Annotated in this window: 19 protein-coding genes; all 19 read right to left on the reverse strand. The window is 45.3% G+C overall.

The window, feature by feature from the left end:
- Nucleotides 1–6: 6 nt before the first annotated feature.
- The 19 genes from LUCIF_RS24480 to LUCIF_RS24565 all read right to left on the reverse strand — a co-directional run bounded on the left by LUCIF_RS24480 (nt 7) and on the right by LUCIF_RS24565 (nt 17,321).
- A complete protein-coding gene (locus LUCIF_RS24480) occupies nt 7–588 on the reverse strand; it encodes a GH25 family lysozyme (RefSeq protein ID WP_122630431.1) in 582 nt (193 codons plus the stop codon).
- 292 nt (nt 589–880) lie between these two features.
- A complete protein-coding gene (locus LUCIF_RS26655) occupies nt 881–1,990 on the reverse strand; it encodes a phage tail protein (RefSeq protein ID WP_207858420.1) in 1,110 nt (369 codons plus the stop codon).
- Nucleotides 1,991–1,995: 5 nt separating this feature from the next.
- On the reverse strand, nt 1,996–2,250 hold the full coding sequence (locus LUCIF_RS26330; RefSeq protein WP_165866156.1) for a hypothetical protein: 255 nt from the start codon (nt 2,248–2,250) through the stop codon (nt 1,996–1,998).
- A 52-nt stretch (nt 2,251–2,302) separates the two neighbouring features.
- Nucleotides 2,303–2,668: a hypothetical protein gene (locus LUCIF_RS24495; RefSeq protein WP_122630433.1), complete on the reverse strand. Its 366-nt coding sequence runs from the start codon at nt 2,666–2,668 to the stop codon at nt 2,303–2,305.
- A gap of 12 nt (nt 2,669–2,680) precedes the next feature.
- Entirely contained in the window at nt 2,681–3,685 is a 1,005-nt protein-coding gene (locus LUCIF_RS24500) for a gp53-like domain-containing protein (protein WP_122630434.1), read from the reverse strand.
- A 128-nt stretch (nt 3,686–3,813) separates the two neighbouring features.
- Entirely contained in the window at nt 3,814–4,731 is a 918-nt protein-coding gene (locus tag LUCIF_RS24505; RefSeq protein ID WP_122630435.1) for a gp53-like domain-containing protein, read from the reverse strand.
- 5 nt (nt 4,732–4,736) lie between these two features.
- The gene (locus LUCIF_RS24510) at nt 4,737–8,369 is read right to left on the reverse strand and encodes a host specificity factor TipJ family phage tail protein (RefSeq protein WP_122630436.1); all 3,633 of its coding nucleotides are present in this window, start codon (nt 8,367–8,369) and stop codon (nt 4,737–4,739) included.
- A gap of 92 nt (nt 8,370–8,461) precedes the next feature.
- Entirely contained in the window at nt 8,462–9,415 is a 954-nt protein-coding gene (locus tag LUCIF_RS24515) for a phage tail tube protein (RefSeq protein WP_122630437.1), read from the reverse strand.
- A gap of 12 nt (nt 9,416–9,427) precedes the next feature.
- Entirely contained in the window at nt 9,428–9,904 is a 477-nt protein-coding gene (locus tag LUCIF_RS24520; protein ID WP_122630438.1) for a hypothetical protein, read from the reverse strand.
- Nucleotides 9,905–9,945: 41 nt separating this feature from the next.
- Complete coding sequence (locus LUCIF_RS26335; RefSeq protein ID WP_165866157.1) at nt 9,946–10,095, reverse strand: hypothetical protein; 150 nt, start codon at nt 10,093–10,095, stop codon at nt 9,946–9,948.
- A gap of 113 nt (nt 10,096–10,208) precedes the next feature.
- Entirely contained in the window at nt 10,209–10,598 is a 390-nt protein-coding gene (locus tag LUCIF_RS24525) for a C40 family peptidase (RefSeq protein ID WP_122630439.1), read from the reverse strand.
- Between the two features lie 125 nt (nt 10,599–10,723).
- A complete protein-coding gene (locus LUCIF_RS24530; RefSeq protein ID WP_122630440.1) occupies nt 10,724–11,341 on the reverse strand; it encodes a DUF1833 family protein in 618 nt (205 codons plus the stop codon).
- Nucleotide 11,342: 1 nt separating this feature from the next.
- Entirely contained in the window at nt 11,343–11,705 is a 363-nt protein-coding gene (locus LUCIF_RS24535; RefSeq protein ID WP_122630441.1) for a hypothetical protein, read from the reverse strand.
- 540 nt (nt 11,706–12,245) lie between these two features.
- Nucleotides 12,246–12,623 (reverse strand): hypothetical protein, encoded by a 378-nt coding sequence (locus LUCIF_RS24540; protein ID WP_122630442.1) that lies wholly within the window; start codon nt 12,621–12,623, stop codon nt 12,246–12,248.
- Nucleotides 12,624–12,692: 69 nt separating this feature from the next.
- Nucleotides 12,693–13,880, reverse strand: coding sequence for a hypothetical protein (locus LUCIF_RS24545; protein WP_122630443.1), 1,188 nt, complete (start codon nt 13,878–13,880; stop codon nt 12,693–12,695).
- A gap of 508 nt (nt 13,881–14,388) precedes the next feature.
- The gene (locus tag LUCIF_RS24550) at nt 14,389–14,640 is read right to left on the reverse strand and encodes a hypothetical protein (protein WP_122630444.1); all 252 of its coding nucleotides are present in this window, start codon (nt 14,638–14,640) and stop codon (nt 14,389–14,391) included.
- Entirely contained in the window at nt 14,625–16,226 is a 1,602-nt protein-coding gene (locus tag LUCIF_RS24555; RefSeq protein WP_122630445.1) for a hypothetical protein, read from the reverse strand. Before LUCIF_RS24555 ends, LUCIF_RS24550 begins: the two co-directional genes overlap by 16 nt.
- A 212-nt stretch (nt 16,227–16,438) precedes the next feature.
- Entirely contained in the window at nt 16,439–16,633 is a 195-nt protein-coding gene (locus tag LUCIF_RS24560) for a hypothetical protein (RefSeq protein WP_122630446.1), read from the reverse strand.
- 319 nt (nt 16,634–16,952) lie between these two features.
- The gene (locus LUCIF_RS24565) at nt 16,953–17,321 is read right to left on the reverse strand and encodes a LuxR C-terminal-related transcriptional regulator (protein WP_165866158.1); all 369 of its coding nucleotides are present in this window, start codon (nt 17,319–17,321) and stop codon (nt 16,953–16,955) included.
- Nucleotides 17,322–17,784 lie beyond the last annotated feature (463 nt).

Genomic DNA, 17,784 nt, shown 5'->3' on the forward strand with positions numbered 1-17,784 from the left:
CAAAATTTATCCGTAATATTCATTTCCGTCGAAAGTTTGGCCATTAATGTTTAGAGAGTCCGTATATTGCCACATCCTGGAACGCGAGAAATCATTACTGCTTCCCCACTGAGCATTCCAATACGGCACATAATCGGCTAATTGGGAAGTGTCAATGATTCCGGTCAGCCATACATAGGAAGCGTAAATCCCAACATACTGATATCCTGCTTCGTTCAGAGCGCAAATAAAAGCGGAACACATATCGGTGATAGTTTGATTGTCCGGCATCCCGTTCCGTTCCTTATATCCGTCCGCATCCTCCAGGTCATACCATATGCCGAATTCCGGATTGACACCATATTCTTGTAAAATATCCTGTACATACCGGGCTTCTGTCTTGGCTTCCTCAACATTCAAAGCATAACTATAATAGTACACGCCGATCTTTAGGCCGGCCGATAACGCTCCATTCACGTTGTCGGTAAATTTTTCGTCAAGATGACGGAGGCCATAACCAAGCCGGATTATAGCAAATTCACAGCCGACGTCCACTACCGATTGCCAATCTACTTCGCCATTATGGTAGCTTACATCAATTCCTCTCATTCTATTCCCCCCTTTATTTATCATATGGGTTTTCGCCAGGCTTGCTTAGGCCAGCAACCAGCAGTAGCAAAAATTCCGTCAATCCGGTGTGGAGTCATTCTTTTACTGCAAACAAACGATTAACTGCCACTTTCAATCGTATCCAGTTTAGTTTGATATTCTGATTTTAGTGCCGTGTAATTCGCTTGCGCCGATGCTGCCGTAGCCGAATCACCCGCTATTAGCGCGTCGAATAGGCCAGAGACAACGCAATAAATTGAGGCTGGTATTCGATATTTACATTTGGTGCCTCCTAATATTTCATGGTTGCATAGTAGGCAATATTTTTGCCGCGAGTTTCTGGACCACCTGTGGCACCAGTATTATAGGTACCAGGATTAACTTCACTTCCAGGCCAGCCATAACTGGTAGAGCTATACCGTTGCAACCATACTGTCCCTGTTGTAAAACCACCGGAATGTAAATGACTTTCAATGCTACTATGTTCTGCGCTACCCAATAAACGCCCCGTGACCATTAATGTAACCCCGGTTACTGTTGCGGTAACATTCGCTGATATTGTAATGCTTGTACTGCTTACGATGCTAGAAACGGTCGCTCCTGTCGGGATTCCTGAGCCGCTAATTGGCATACCTACAGCCAACACAGCTGTTGTCATGCCGCCGGGGATTGATATATTGGCAATAGCATTACTACCAGATGTTGTATTCCCGGTAATATTGGTCTGGTCAAATCCCCGGTTATCATCAAGCACTCGAATATCCTCACCACGAAGGTCAGGAAGCCGAAAGGTTGTTGAACCATCGCCTACGGAAAAAAGTCCCCAAAGACCGCCTGACCATTTTGCTTCTGTCGTAGCTAACCCGTTAGTATTAGCAAAATTCCAAAGTCGCGGATAATCAGAACGATTTACAAGTTGGCCTATCAATTTTACACGTCCCGGCCTAACAATCATAGAAGGCGGTGCAATATCTCCAGGTAAGACACCATCCCGAATATCATCAACAATCCATTTTACTGTTCCGTCTGTCAAGTAAGTTCCAACTCCTGTCCACGTCGGCTCTGTCATCGCCGACGTTCCAGCGGTAATACATTCCATACGGGCATAATTTGGCGCATTGGCAGAATAGCAAATATCGCCAACTTCATAAGCCTTGCCTACTTGCCAACTATTTAGGCCCTTATGGCTATCAACATAATCAATTGATGCCTTCTTCGTATCCAGCTCATTAATCGCCGACTGCACATCCGTGGCTGTAATATTTCCAGCCGGCGTGTTCTGGATCATGCCGGCCACAAGTCCAGACACATAATCAAAAAATTGGCCTAAGGCCGTTTTAAACGTCCCGGCAGTCGGATTGCCAACTAAATCATCTTTTCTAGGCAAAGTCGGATTCGCCATAATAATCACTCCCTAATTTTTTTGAAAAACCTTCCGCTAAAGATTTTTTCAGGGCTTTGATGCCAGCAGCGGGCCATTGCCAAAAACCTTAATACCCCGCCTGCCAAAGCAAAAATGGTCAATATTTTTACGACTTTATCCAAGTCTAAGTCCACTGCCTCACCCTCCCGCTCATAAAAAAATAGACGCTGATGCGCCCCTAATTGGCTGTTGTCGTCGAAGCCGTACTGCCATGCCTCGGACAATTGGTATTCGTACACTGGCCCGTTGAAGTATCGTTTTTGTTTCCACAGACAAAACAATAAATATCCATTAACCAATCGCCTCCAGCTCAGTTTGATAGACAGCCCTCAGGTTAGTATAATCCGCCTGCCTTGCATTGGCCGCCGCAGTATCGCCAGCAGTCACTGCCGTTAGATAAGCTTGGGTTATTTGTTCAAACTGCGGTTTATATTTAGCATCAAGAACAACAATTTTTTGCTCTGCGGTCTGAACTGGTGGCCATACTAAAGCAGCCAGAAAAGCACCATTTGAGATTGAATATTTACCTTGATTACTAATTGCATCTTGCCATTGACCCTCTGTAATTTCGATTGACGTTGATGGAATAGTTTCGCTTACTCCTTCAATATAAAAACCCATAGTTCCATCGGTATTAGTATTTACATAATATTTCATAAAAGAACCTCCTTATTTTCCTACAGCATACCAGTAGACGCTTCCGCAGTTTGCATATAGATATGCTGTAGTTGTTGACACGCTGTGCACTTTAGTCGAATACATATTATCCGTTCCGTTTGAAGGTGTGTTTTGAGTAGCCACAAATGAATAACATGCAGACGAAAAAGCAAGCGGGAAAGTAATATAAAAAATTGGGCCGCCACCAGAGGCAACACCCCACTGTTCAGTAAAGCTATCTGACCACTTACGGTAGCCAGTTGTGCCAAGAGATTCGGCAACAATATATGGAGTAGACGAGGTCAACACTTGTGTCCATCCAGTCCAACCCAAACTACCATTATTGTCGTACCATCTACTTATATAACGGTTCATACTAAAATAATCTATTGCTTCTACTGTTGTCCAGCGGGTATTATCATGAGTTATAACAACAAAATACCACCAACTCGTAGTTGGTGCATTCGTAACATTTTGTCCTTTGTAGAATCCGCACCCTGAATAACGCAAAATATCCAAATTCTGACCAGAAATGTCTTTTGCAGTAGTTCCTAAACCGTATCCAGCAGGGGCACCCGTTGCAGTAGTTAATATATTGGCACCATTTAGAGTTGCTGCTGCTGAACCGCTCTCCCCTTGGACCACGAATACTGAGTTTCCACTAGAGTCATTCACCAAAAAATCTGTAGCAGCACTCGAAGCAGGTTGTACCCACGGAGTCGTACCCTGTGGCCCGCTGCCAATTTTTGCTCCCCCTGTACTGACAATAGATAAACCATTAGGAATTGTTAATGTTCCGGTCATGGTGCCACCATTAATGTTTACTTTTTTCGAGTCCAACTCATTAATTGCCGACTGCATATCCGTGGCTGTAATATTTCCGGCCGGTGTGTTCGGGATCATGCCGGCCACACTCCCGGACACATAATCAAAAAATTGGCCTAAGGCCGTTTTAAACGTCCCGGCAGTCGGATTGCCAACTAAATCATCTTTTCTAGGCAAAGTCGGATTCGCCATAATAATCACTCCCTAATTTTTTTGAAAGCTTTATCGCTACCGGAATACATACTTTCCCACCCCGCTGGAATGAAACCTATACTTGTGTCTGTTTTAAATGCGTAAAACATTATTATGTTCTTTTCCTTTTAATGGCCAATTGCAAACCAGAAGATTGCATTTTGGTCTCCTGCCGGACCCGCTGTATCATATATCGTAAATGAGGTCTTGGTCCATCCAGCAATAATGACCGTTCCAGTTGATGCGACATTGTCCGTTCTTTGTGTCATGATAGATAACGTCTCATTCGGAAAAGCTATTGGGAATGAAGCCGTAACATTGTTTTGCGACTGATAGGCTCCAATCATCCCCCATTGAAGTATTAACCCGCTCGGCAGCTTTTGAAAGCCGTTGCCAGCTAAGGATGCGCCAAATAAAGCAGAATATGGTAATTCGGACGAACCAGCAACAACTTGCCACCCATAGGAAGTATTACAGCACAGTTTTAGTGAATCTCCCCCCTGTACAAGCATAGAAGTTACATAGGTTCCTTGTCCGCAAACTATGGAATCTGTGGATTGTACTTGGATAGTTACAGAAGCACCGTTTGTTGAGCAAAATTCAAGATTAGAACCGTTAGCGCACGTTACAGCAGCCGGCAACTTTACTGTATATGTTGATGAACCATTTAGAACAATTGTTTTTCCTACATCTGCAGCGGTCAATGTTGTCGCCGCCGATAAGTTGTATATTGCCTGACTATTCCCCAGCGCCCGCTGCACAAACGCCGTCGTAGCCAACCGCGAGCTATTGTCAAACTGTGCCGCCGTTACGCCATTGATATCGCCGGTTACCGTGCCGCCAGCAACATTTACTTTCTTCGAATCCAATTCATTAATTGCCGACTGCACATCCGTGGCTGTAATATTTCCGACCGGTGTGTTCGGGATCATGCCGGCCACAAGCCCGGACACATAATCAAAAAACTGACCTAAGGCCGTTTTAAACGTTCCGGCAGTCGGATTGCCAACTAAATCGTCTTGTTTGGGCAATGTCGGATTTGCCATAATAATCACCCCTTAATTCCTTGTATTTGCGCGTCGATTACTCCCGCGACGGCAATATTATCTTTGTCATACAGCGTTATGAACGGACCGGAAACATCTTTATCGGCCAGCCTAAAGGTTAATGCGGTAGCTCCACCGCTATCCTGAATTGTAACATTGACGTTCCTAATAACACGGTATGTTTTCGTAATTGGCAGCCGCATACCGGCTGCCAGTATTGCGATGTCGTTTAAAATCTCGGATTCGTCTTCCACATCAACGACAGCCGCAAATCTCCTGACTATCCCCTGCGTAATACCGGCCCCGATTGTCAAGCGTACATCATGAATACTGTTTCCGTTGGTTTGCACCTTACCGCTATATGATACGTAGGGACCCTCCTGGTACATTAGTTTAGTATCATCCGGAAACATCAAATCATTGTCGCTGCCATATATCGGGTATGGATAGCGTTGACGATAAAAGATTTGGGAATTTCCATCCGTAGCCAGGTTGAATGTCAGCGTACCGTCACCGTCCGACAGGAATGCATCTTCATAGGTCATTGCCGCCCACCTTTCACTATAAAACGGCGCACTGTCGATCGGGTACATTGCCGCCTTTAAGTCAGCCGGATACATGGCCCCGCCGGTGTCATCGGCGACTAAGAAACCACCAATAACCGAACAATTCGTTTTGGTGCCGGGAAATCCACCGGCTTTAACATCCTGCTCAAAAATAACATTGTTCACAATTTCGTCGCCCAGACCGATGGTTACCGAGGCCACATTCTCACTTTCATTGCCGGAATTATCGACTGCTTTAACCATCACTGTAAAAACACCGCTGCGCAAAGCGTTGGTTTCAAACGGGGATGCCACGATCAGGCCGTCATGCAGAGCGATCGCATTATCCCAAAATGTAGAGCTGCCAATGTTATATTTAAAACGATAGCCGGCCAAATCTACCGGGGGATCGGGCAGCGTAAAAGTAAACCGCCGGAATCCATTGGCGGCTTTTTCTGCGAATAGGGTTTCTACGTCCGGCGGCGGAGCGTCTTTGCCGGTAATTAATACCGGCACCGAAATAATGCCGGAGGATACCAGGCCAACTTCATTGATCGTGCGAACCTTTACTAAATAGGAAACATGGGTCTTAACCCCAATGATCGAAGTACGTAAATTCTTTACCAAGGCAGCCCATAGTATCCACGTATTCCCATTATCAACGCTATACAGTACTTCATAGCCGGTAATTAATTTGTTACGCGGAATCATCCAGGATACATTCAGGTTGGAAACGGTCGTGCCGTCTTTTTGCCGGTACGTTTCTTCGGCGGCGCTTACACTGGTAACTTCCACCGGGGTCGGGTCCATTGCGCTGTAATTGATTGCCGGTATCGTTTCCGCCTCGTTGTAGATTTCTTCGATGTATTCAAGGCAGGAGATTTTTCGCCGCATATCCTGGTCCCGGCTGATATTGAGCACCCGGAAGGGCTTGACTACTTTGTTCGTTTCACCAAAGCTGTATAGGTCCCATTGCAGCGGCACTTTCGGCAAAGAACCGGTGAGAGTCAGCGTATCAGTGCTGGTTTCCTGCGTAACTCCCTGCACGCTGACCGTGACAATCCGTTGTGCGTCCTGGGCGGTTGTCGCCGCCGGGTCTGTAATCTGCACGGCTACCGCATAGGATTTGCCGGGCTCCAGCGTTACCTGGCGGTCAAGCTGCAGGGTCGTAGCCGTAGCTGCTGCCAAACGTCCGGAAAATCCCCACTGAGGCACATCGTGCGCCAGCAGCACCACATCATTGATCTGGCAGGCGATGGCATCAATATCCGCGCTGTGGTCCACCGTCCGCTGCAGATATTGGTTGAGCCGCAGCCGGTATTTGCCTTCCCGGTACGCCTGGGTCACCGTGGTGGCACCCTCCAGGGTGATCTGAGTAATGTTGGGCTCGGTTGTGCCGTCATAATCGTCGGCGTAAGCGGTGATAACATCCTTCTGGTAGTCTTTGTCCTTGTTAATGAAGGTGATTTCTATCGCGTTGGCCCGGTCTTTCAGTCCCATGAAAGTTTCCTGGAATTTATCGGTGATAATATTGCCGACCGTAAACAGTTGTACCGGTTGGCCGGGCGCATCGCAGACCGCGCCGTACCGGGTTCCCCGCATAATCACCTTACCCCGGCCAACCCCTTCCGGTTTCTGCAAGGCGGTCCAGAGGTCGGCCGCCGTATCGAAGATATAATTGAAGGTCAGGTTCCGATCCTCGCAAAATGCCGCCCAATGGACGAAATCCTGATGGACCGCCCGGGATGCCGGAGCGCCCTGGACAATCCATTCCAAATTGCCGGTATGGATGTTTTTGATTTGCCGGCAGCGGTGGATCATATCATAAGCCGCCCAGGCCGGATTAGTAGCCGGTTTTTGTTCGTATTGACAGCTGTCGGCATTCCATACCCAAACATTGTTCCGGGTCTGCAGCCAGGTTATGCTGGGCATGCCCCCGCTTAACTGATTGGTTGCCAGCGCCTTAATTCCGACAAGCACCTTGCCGGGACGGTCAAAATCGTCATATAGAATACTCGACAATTGCGTCCAGAAAACGCGGGTGGAATACCGGGTATCGGTACCGCTTTTAGCAATACACTGGATTCGCACCTCATATTGAGCAGCGGGAAGGTGGTCAACACGGTAGGTACGCTGGAAAGCGGTATTGGATGCTGCGGTAATTTGTAAGTTGGTATTAGTTCCGTCGGTGAAATTGCTCCAATTGGCATCACCAACCTTATGGTATTGCGCTTGTACGGTGACCGAAGCATTTTCAAGGCCCCCGTCATCTTTGATGTGATACAGCCCGCCCGGAAACTGCAGGGTGATTTCCAGGCCCTCTACGGCATTTCCCCCGGTTTGCTGGGTTGTCCAAGTGTTGTCGGTATTCAGCTCATAGGCTAAATCCTGATCAATATAGGTGTCGTTAAAATTGGCAATAGCCGTTTGGTCGTTCGTGCCCAGCCGGGTTTCGACGGTTACGTCTTTATAGTAGGAAACCGGATTATCATTAATCCGGATATCGCTGATTGCGTCAATCGGGCCTTCCCCACCACACAGCAGGATATTCATGTACTGTTTATCCCCATTGCTCGACACATGCTGGGCAATGACTTGTCCGGCCGTTCGCATAGTGCCGTAAGTAACGGCCAGGGCATTGCCCTGGCCGTTCAACGATTGCGTATTATTCCAATTGTACGATGGGTTCACTTTGACAGTGTCCGGTTTGGCTGGCGGGAACCAGTGATTGATGAGAGCGCCACCAATCATACTCGCACCCGCAGCGGTCACTCCAGACCAAAAAGCCTTTGCCGTCCACCCACCTGATGCTAAAAGGCCACCTGTAATACCTCCTAACAATAGTGTATCTATAACCTTTAGCCAGCTCGGTTTGCCGACAACCGGACAGACGGCAAGCCAGTCATCACTCTGGACGGTCTGTTCCTTTGCATCTTCGACAATTTCCCCGTTCCGGCTCACAACAAAGTTATCTAACCCCATAAGGTAGGGCTGAACATATTCATAAGCCGTTTTACCGGGAACATGTTCGCAGGTATGGATTTCTTTGTCGTTGTAGTTAAACGGATTTTTCAGTACAGTAATTGTGAGCATTTCAATTATTTCACTCCCTCCGATTCCAAGAAAGACCTTTAAAAAATACCGCTCACTGGCGGCATGGTTCTCTTGGCACGGTCAATCTTTCCTTATGCCGTCGCATAGGAAGCGTAATTATTGACCAATGTTGCGACGATGGCGCTGCCGCCGGAGCCATTATTATAAAACGCCTTAAACGGCAGCGTAATGAATATTCCTTTTTCACTTTCAATCCCCGGTGAAGTTTGCTGGAAAATCACTTCTTCCATAAAGAATTCCAGGCTGTGGGTACCGCTAACAAACTTGAACTTCAACGACGATGCCGTGTTATTGACTGCATTACTCAAAAGCACTGTATCTTCAAAAAACGCCTTGATATTACCGGATATTTGCAGAAGACCTTCCGGCAGACTGGTTCGGTAACCGCCGCTGCCAATGGTATAAGTATTTCCGTCCAGCCCAAAATCAGCGTTCAGGCTGGCTTCGGTTACGATGGCCAGCGGTGACCCGCCTTCTTCTATCGACCCTTGAAAGTTATTGAATTTTAGGACCGGGATATTACTCAGAGTTGACGCCAAAGGTGCGGCGTCAACCGTTCTTTTGGCGCCGAGAATATCAAAATTAGCGGTCAATTCATTATCGCCGCCGTAGGTGAAGGAAAATTTATTTATCTTACAACCGTTAAACATTTCATAGGCCGGAACATCCGGATATTGCTGTTCCAGCACCAATGACGGCTGACTTTCGGTTACTTTAAAAATATGGGTATAAGGATCACCGGAGCCGGTAGTCACCGGGTTGCCAAACATAGCCCGTAACCAGAAGCCGAAACCAATCTGGTCAATCGGCACCACAATGCTGCCGGATACGTCAGTATTGCCGGTTGCCGGCTGAACTTGGTCCCGGCGGCTGCGAATGGTGGCTGAATCAATCAGGGTTTGCTTAATTGCCAGTTTGGACTGATTCATCGGCATGTTATAGCCTGCGGGCGACGCCGGCGGCTGACCATAGTCGGCCTCATAGGCCAGTGCCAAATGAGACTTATATCCTCTTGCTCTTGACATGGAAATTCCCCCTTAGAAATTAATGTTATAACCATTGATCGACGTAATTTTGATGATAATGTCCATCCGTCCGGGAAACCGTGGAAAATAGGCAACCGGCTCGATGTTGTAATTTACCACGCTAATGGGGTTATCCGGACTTAGTTGGGCCAGTTCCTGGTAGATCAACTGGCCAAGAGTATCACATTCCGCGACGCCGCGAAACTCTGTTACATTATTGGTTACGGTGGCCGCTGCCTGAAGGATTGTCCAGCCAACCGTGAGGTTATAGGTATACTCTTGCAACTCCAGCCCTTCCGATTTACTACCCGGATAAAGGATAATCAGCGGGCAATCATTTTCCGTTGGCGGGTTTTTCCCGTTAATGCCGACAAAAATACTGGGCGCCTTGTTATATTGCGATGAGCAGAAATTTTGTATAGGCTGGCTGGCTTGTAAGGCATCCCGCCATTTACTAATGATGTCGCTCAATTTCAGTGTTGAAATCATATAGTCATTTCCCCTTTTCAATGGTGGTAGGCCGCCTTTTCTCAGTGACTGGCGGCATACTCTCCCATTTTACAGATTGCGCAGGTGCCGGTGGTGCCGGAAACAATCCACCAGGCACATGCATCTTTTATACATTCACTAAATGGAATTGTACTATTATTAGGGTTCATACCAAAAATTGGACAATACATCTTTTCTCCTCCTTTAAATTAAAATAGCCGCTTACTGGCGGCAGGGTTCTCTCGGCATGGTATTATGCCGCCCTTATATCAAAGGTTTTTTCAGTACAGTGATTATGAGCATTTTATCCCTCCGGCACATAAAATCCTTCAATCCGTTTGGCCCAGGTGGGATTGTCGATCCGGTCGATGTTAACGCCAATCTCCTTACGTGTGTGCACAAACCGTCCCTGGCCAATGTATACTCCTGTATGATTACAGTAAACGGTAAAGCGGATCACAACAAGCGCCGGAACGAGGATTTCTCCTTCGCACCTGCGCCAGAACGGCCTTTGTCTATTCATTTCACGATGAATCAGACTGGCCTCTTCACAGGATATTTGATAATCCGGCAGTTCAATCCCATACCGCCGGAAGACTTCCGTAGACAGTCCCCAGCAATCAAGCCCCTTGGCTGGGTCCCGCCCACCGTCGAGAAATGGCAGACCAATTAAATCATCCAATTTTCTATTCATACTACCCTCCAATAAAGAAAGACTGCTGTGCGGTCTTTCGGCTCGTGGCGCAGAGCGCAGGGCGCGGGAAAACTACTTACAATCCCTGAATATCCTTGCTCTGTAAGAACTTGTAGTTTTACAGCTTATGCATAAAGCCCGCCCTCGGGAATACTTGGCTCTCCTCCATACCTTACCGAGTTGCCCCGCTCACGGCAGGACTGCAATGTACCGTCACATGGCGGCAATGATCCGGCATACCCGCACTCAATTCCTTTATACTGATCCCGCCAGGCGCAAAAATTCTTGAGCACCCGCCGAAAGGGAAACCGCAGTTGTACAGACAGATCACAGCCTAGATCAAATGTTACCCAGTGGCTGTCACAGGTAGTCGATTGCACCGTAAAGATTTCTTCCACCTCGGGTAAAAGATTATCAAGATGCTGCGAATGGACTACCCTGAGCGTTACTGTTGCGCCGGTCAGCCCATTGTTTGCTTCCACATAGGCCTGGACAATCTGCGTGATATTTGAAACCCGTACTGGTACAGACGGCTGAGTCTCTTCACTATCTTCCTTGATTTCGCCGACGGTAAAGTTAAACGCGCTCCAGGTATGGCCGTTCCATACGATGTCTTCACTATTGCGAACCAGCCGCAAAGACTCCTCCGAATCCGGGAGAGCGACTTCCAGCAGCAATAGCCACACGCCGTCACTGGTTATTTTGTTTTTTTCAAGTACACCGGCCACTGACAGATTTAACATGTTACACCTCCTGAATGGTCAATGTGCCGGAATAGTATCCCGGCGCCGCCAGATCGAAACTAATGTCGCCGCCCACAAAACGGACGGAGAAGAGTTTTCCGGAATACGGATCGTTGGAAACAGCCGGATAATACCAATCAAAAGCCAGACTGCCGCCGTAAACCGTATTCCGATAAAAATCGCGCAAAACAGCATACTCGCCGGCCGGTAACGCCGTCCATTTCAGAACAAAGGTCTGCGGCATCCGGGTAAACTTGGCCCGGGAAAGAACCAGTCCGTTTTCCATTTCGGACTGTAAAGAGGGATCTTTGATTTTGGTTGTAAACGGATAGACCGGTTGCTGAATATTAGGAAATTGTGCCATAATTTTCCTCCTTGTGTTAAATATTTTTTTATTCCATAATCTCCGATTGTATTTCGAAGATATATGACTACCTTAGTAGAAGATTACCGAGTGCAAAACCAAGAAGCAAATATTGGTATGTGTCGTACACCGCCTGTTGACCTGTCTTCAAAAAATGGAGAGCCGGACTGACTATGGTCCCAGAGTTGCCCCAAAAGAGGCTACTTAACAGCAGTGGCAGCATCCGCGAGAGATGCTGCCACTGTATTAGCCTTTTCTATTGTCGCCTCTTAAAAGGTTTAGTTGCGTCATTGGCGTTTACAAGGAATACTTGGGTAACTGTTTGAGAACAGTGGGACAGGTTCCTTGTCTCCTATACTCTCTATCACCTCAATGCTACCCTTCTGAACAATGAACCTGTCCCCATCCCCCCCATTTTAGTTCTGCGGTCAGTTTCTGTGTCCTATGTTTTGCGGGGCTAGAAGGCATCGGCATTTTTTCGTTGATGTGACCATCTTCCGCTGTTTTGCAGCGGGGGCACCGAAGTCATCCTTCAACATCTCAATTTTTCGATTTTGCTTTTGACTTTATGTTTCTAATATACTTCAGGCCCAGTAATATGGACAAAATGCCCAAAGAACACGAAATAGCACCTGCAACAAAAACTCCAGTACGATTTCCCACCTCATTACTACTTTCCCAAACTAGAATTACGCCTATTGAAGCAATACAAATTAGAGCTACTCCTATCAGAATATAAATCACGCCAACTATTCTTGCCCCTATTTTATATAGCTTTCCGAGTAAACTTGTTTTCGACGGAATAGCAACATACGGGGGGATATTACCGCCGATATAATAGCCGGGGTTGTATTGATTATCCTGCCACTCCTTCAGCTTTTTAGTTGGATTTTCGTTTTTTTCATGCTTATGGCCCAACCTTCTCCCCCCCTTTCTCTAGCACACTCCCGTAGATATTGCTTTATGTCAGGACTTATAGAGAATGTCTTACCTAGAAAAGATCTCTTCCAATTTCCTGGCTAAGGATTGGTATGGACCATCATTACCTATTATAATAGGCGAGATTGGTCTCTCTTTGAAGTCAGATCCACCCCAAAATCCGGATTTCCCTACTTCATACTTATCACCGCTATATACTTTCGGTATAACAATGATCTGCCCGTTGTCGTTTATGGAAATATATGCCGTGAATGAGTCCTGGGCATGCCGAGCGTCGAGAGTTAAACGAAACGCCATATTTGTCAACGTATCTTCACTACCAATTATCGTTTTACCAGCATTTTCTTGGAAAAATCTATTATTTAAACCAACCTGTATAATAATTCTTGTATCACCATTATTTTCCTGCCTGATTACTCGAATAGGTGTTTTATTCAATGATTTTAAAAAAGAATCACCCGTTCCTATGAACAATGACGCCCAACTAAGCGCTGCCACACCTTGCCGATCAGGCTGGTATGAATAAACAAATTTATCTCCCGCTTCTACAATTGGTTTGACATTTACGTTAGGGGCCGCGATACCATCAGGATGTGGTATTCCTGCCGCATTAACCCTCCACAATACTCCATTGGGATTGTATTTCAGCCGATACCCGTTTGCTATATCTTCATTACTTAGTTTAGCATTTACAAAAGCGGTATTAGTAGGGGATACACAAAAGTCTGTCTGTATTTTCTTATACGCTTGGGATAAATCGGAATAATCAATTATATCGCTTTTAGCTTTAGTCACATTAACTACTGGTGACGGATTCGGTATTGCACCGGCGAGTGAATTATTGAGATCTACCGTCAGCATGTCTGTTTTCGTTTTCGCTATTTCTGCTTCTTTTGTTGTTGCTGCTTGCTGGGTTGATACATCCACCCGTGGCAACAAAGCTACATACCAATCACCCCCGCCAAATCTTGCATAGGCGATCCCGTCAGTATCACGAACTATTATTGAATTACCATACTTCCTATATAACCAATCCCCTTTGGTCACAAGAGACGTATAATAATCTTTCCCGTAAAATCTGACATAGCCAGTTCCGGCATCATTAAAAACTACTGCCGAATCCCCATACATTCGATATAAGAAGTTGCCCACCATAGCAGAGGGGTCATAATTGCTGGTTTCACCTGATATTTGATCATACCCTATATCATTTTGGGGCGCACCCACATCGGCCATAAAACATCACATCCCCACTATACTTTGCTAGTTTATTTGTCTGCCCTTAATTCGATTAAGTCCAAGTGACCACGGAAACAAAAAAGCCATCAGTATTTTCATCTGATGGTCTGTATCAACTTTCCAATTTCCTCCCCTTGTTCCTTATCCGTACATTAAGCGGCAAAAAAGGTTAGGTCCGGTTTTAAAAAATGTCTAAAGATCTGAAACAAGACAGATTTCTTGGTAAGCTGTGTGATGAAAGTGGCAGCATCTGCGAAAGATGCTGCCACCATGTTGGTCATTTGTGTTATTCCCCCAGAGGACAACAGTTGCATCAGATGCGTCCCTGACGCTCGGTACTGACGCTTCGCTAGGATCAGAGGGAGCGACTGACTGCAGAATCCAAATTCTGCAGTCAGTCGCTGTGTCCTGTGTTTTTCGGAAAACTAGAGTTGCAAGGGGTTCTGCGATGTAACCATCAGCTTCCGTCATTTTGCAATAAGTTTAGCTAGAGTTTTGCAGTAAATTATTCCATTTTATTCCAAAGCCCCTTGAATGGGAAATCGGGGTAGACCAGCCTCCAAATTTGTGAACAGTTGTCACATTCAAACCATTTCTCTTGGAAGGTAGCATAATACTCTTGGACAGGTACTTCTTTCATATCGCCAGTTCGCACTATGCCTTCAAGATACTTCTGGAAACGCTCAAATTCATAAATTGAATAAAAACCATTGATTTCTTCAAATTGACTGCATATGCATTCTACCTTATCAGCCATGACGGATCAACCCTTTCTAGGTAAATAAATACTTGGTTACCGCCCCCGACAAGCCCCCCTTGTGATGCAGCAAATCCTTCAAAAATAGTTGTTCCTTTGGGGACTCGAATCTGGACAACCTCCGTTGCGGTGTTTCCCCATTTTTGATCTAAAGCACTATCAATTATTGATTGTAAAGGTCCTCCGGGTTTTGTTCTTGTCCAGTAGCTTCCTAGCTCATTTGCCTTACCACCATATACTCTATATAAAATTATATCCTCTTCAAGTACTTTTTGGCTATAGGTTGCACTTCTAAAACTATTAGCAACTGCCTCAGGTAAAGGTCCCTTGTTAAGAGGGCCAAAAATTCCCACAACTCTCTCAGAGACACTTGTCTCTTGTGCCAAAGCCGCTACTTCCGTTGCAGCTTTGCCCACCCGCAAAGCTATGCCAGCACCACCTAAAAAGCTCCAAAACTGAGCATTTTCATAACCAGCTACTTTGTATAATCCTAACCCGGAATTATTATTATTTTGGTCCCAATAAAGTGTATCCTTCGGTGGCGGATTAATATACGTATCTATTCCATTTGTTACTTTAAAGAAACCATCTTGTGTATGAATTATTGCTCCTTCATAATATGGACGGGAAACTAAACTAAAAGTATCCACTACGTAAGCTACATTAGTATATCCTCCAGATTTAGGAGATAGGCCATTTGCCCGGTATATCAAAGAATAATCGACTTTACTCGGCTCCTTAGCAACTATACTCTCAGATTCACGCACTGCCAGGGACGCATCCGTTTCAGCCTTACTTACGCCTTTAACAGCATTTCCTGCTGCCTCCGAGCCACCATTTTCCGGAGAAATACCTACTACCATTTGCAATTTTGTTTGTACATTATCATACAGACCTTGGAGTATTTCTTGCTGTTTATAAAACTTTCTTAAATCATCAGGATGTGGTATTCCAGCAGCGTTAACCCTCCACAATACTCCATTGGAATTGTATTTTAGCCGATACCCGTTTGCTATATCTTCATCACTTAGTTTAGCATTTACAAAAGCGGTATTAGTAGGAGATACATAAAAATCTGTCTGTATTTGCTTATGCGCTTGAAATAAATTGGAGTAATCAATTATATCGCTTTTACCTTCAGTTGCATTGACTACTGGGGATAGATTTGGTACTGCACCGGCGAGTGAATTATTGAGATCTACAGCCAGCATGTCTGTTTTCTCTCTAGCTATTTCTGCTTCTTTTGTTGTTGCTGGTTGTTGGGTTGATACATCAATCCGCGGCAACGAAGCTACATACCAATCACCCCCGCCAAATCTTGCATAGGCGATCCCGTCAGCATCACGAACTATTATTGAATTGCCATACTTCCTATATAACCAATCCCCTTTGGTCACAAGAGACGTATAATAATCTTTTCCATAATATCTGACATATCCAGTTCCGGCATCATTAAAAACTACTGCCGGATCCCCATACATTCGATATAAGAAGTTGCCCACCTTAGCTGAGGGATCATAATTGCTGGTTTCACCTGATATTTGATCATACCCTATATCATTTTTAGGCGCACCCACATCGGGCATAAGACATCACATCCCCACTATATTTTGCTAATTTATTTGTCTGCCCTTAATCCGGTTAAGTCCAAGCAACCGCGAAAACAAAAAAGCCATCAGTCTTTTCATCTGACGGCTTTATAAATTTCGCTAGGCAGCTTTCCCCTACACCGGCAACTCCGATTTCATCCCCCTATTCCTTATCCGTACATTAAGCGGCAAAAAAGGCTAGGTCCCATTTAAAAAAGATGTCTAAAGGCTTGCAGCTGATTATGGCTGTAAAACCGGCGATTGCTGCGCGTCCAGCTAATATCCAGGGTGTTTAATTGCGTATGTAAAATTCTGGCCTTTTCTCTTAACTCACGTTCCGAAAGATCCGGTTCTTGCTGGCGATACAGGTCTTCCAAAAGCTCCAAAGTATAATACTTTTTCATAAATCTCACCTTTCTCTCTGTAATGTGAGGTAACTAGACAGGCAGCCACCCGTAAGAGACGTTCCGGCAGTTAATAAGACAGATCGCTCGCTGATGCAGAAACCGGAATTACTCCCAACATCGCTGCCATTCCAATGAACTCATCACCCCCTTATCCTACAAATAGCCTTTATACCAAAGCCCCTTTACCCATTGGGTAAAGGGGCTTTGAATCGGCCTATGCTAACTTGTATACTATGCGAGCTGCCGCCGGAGCCATTAGATAAAATTGCTTCTCCTATTTCTTATCCGTACACTAAGTGGTCAAAAAGGTTAGGGTCTAATTTCTCTTTGCACCGTTCTTTCTACGGCCTGAAGTATTGAGATAGGCAACCAGCCGGAAAACAGCCTGCTGAATATGAAATTTTACAGTTCCCGGACTCAGTCCAAGTATTTTACCGATTTCCTCGACAAGATACCCTCTTTTTAATAATTCGACTACGGTCAGCTGTCGTGAAGATAATACGGTGATCCCCTGATCAATATCGGCGAGTACACACACAATGTCGTCTTTACCATGAAACAAGCTGCTGCCGCCACTGACCCGTTCATATTTAACAGCCGTGATTTCTGCTACGCTTCTCAATTCCTGATAACGGCGGATAATAGAAGCAATCCCTTTCGAATCATATTCATTGACATACAACATTTGCGTTCCCTCCCAATTTTTCTTAATAGTTACCCTGTTTGCCGTACTACAATTATCTCCATAACAATGGAAGGAGCTTATTTTTAGTCCTTTCCTTGTCATTAGATAACCAACCAATTCTTGAGAAGCGAACAAAGTGGACAAAAAAGGAGCCTAGGCATAACCTTAGGCTCCCTGCATTGTCGCTCAGGATTTATAAGCTATTGTATTTCAAATTTTCCCCATTTCAATAACCCTGGTTTTGCCAAGACTTCAAAATGCATCCTGTTTCTCTCCTTAGCCTGAATGATATAAATAGGAGTTCTATTCTGAAGTTTTGTTGAGTTATTATTTTATCAATTAAAGAATAACATGTCCCGCTATTTACTGTCAATATTTTACATTAATAAGATATTATTCCTCATATTACGTTTTCTAACAAATAGCAAATTATATTTTTAACACCTATTTTTTCTTTTTTTGA

Source organism: Allolucifera butyrica, from assembly GCF_900476375.1.
GTDB classification, from domain to species: domain Bacteria; phylum Bacillota; class Negativicutes; order Sporomusales; family UPPP01; genus Lucifera; species Lucifera butyrica.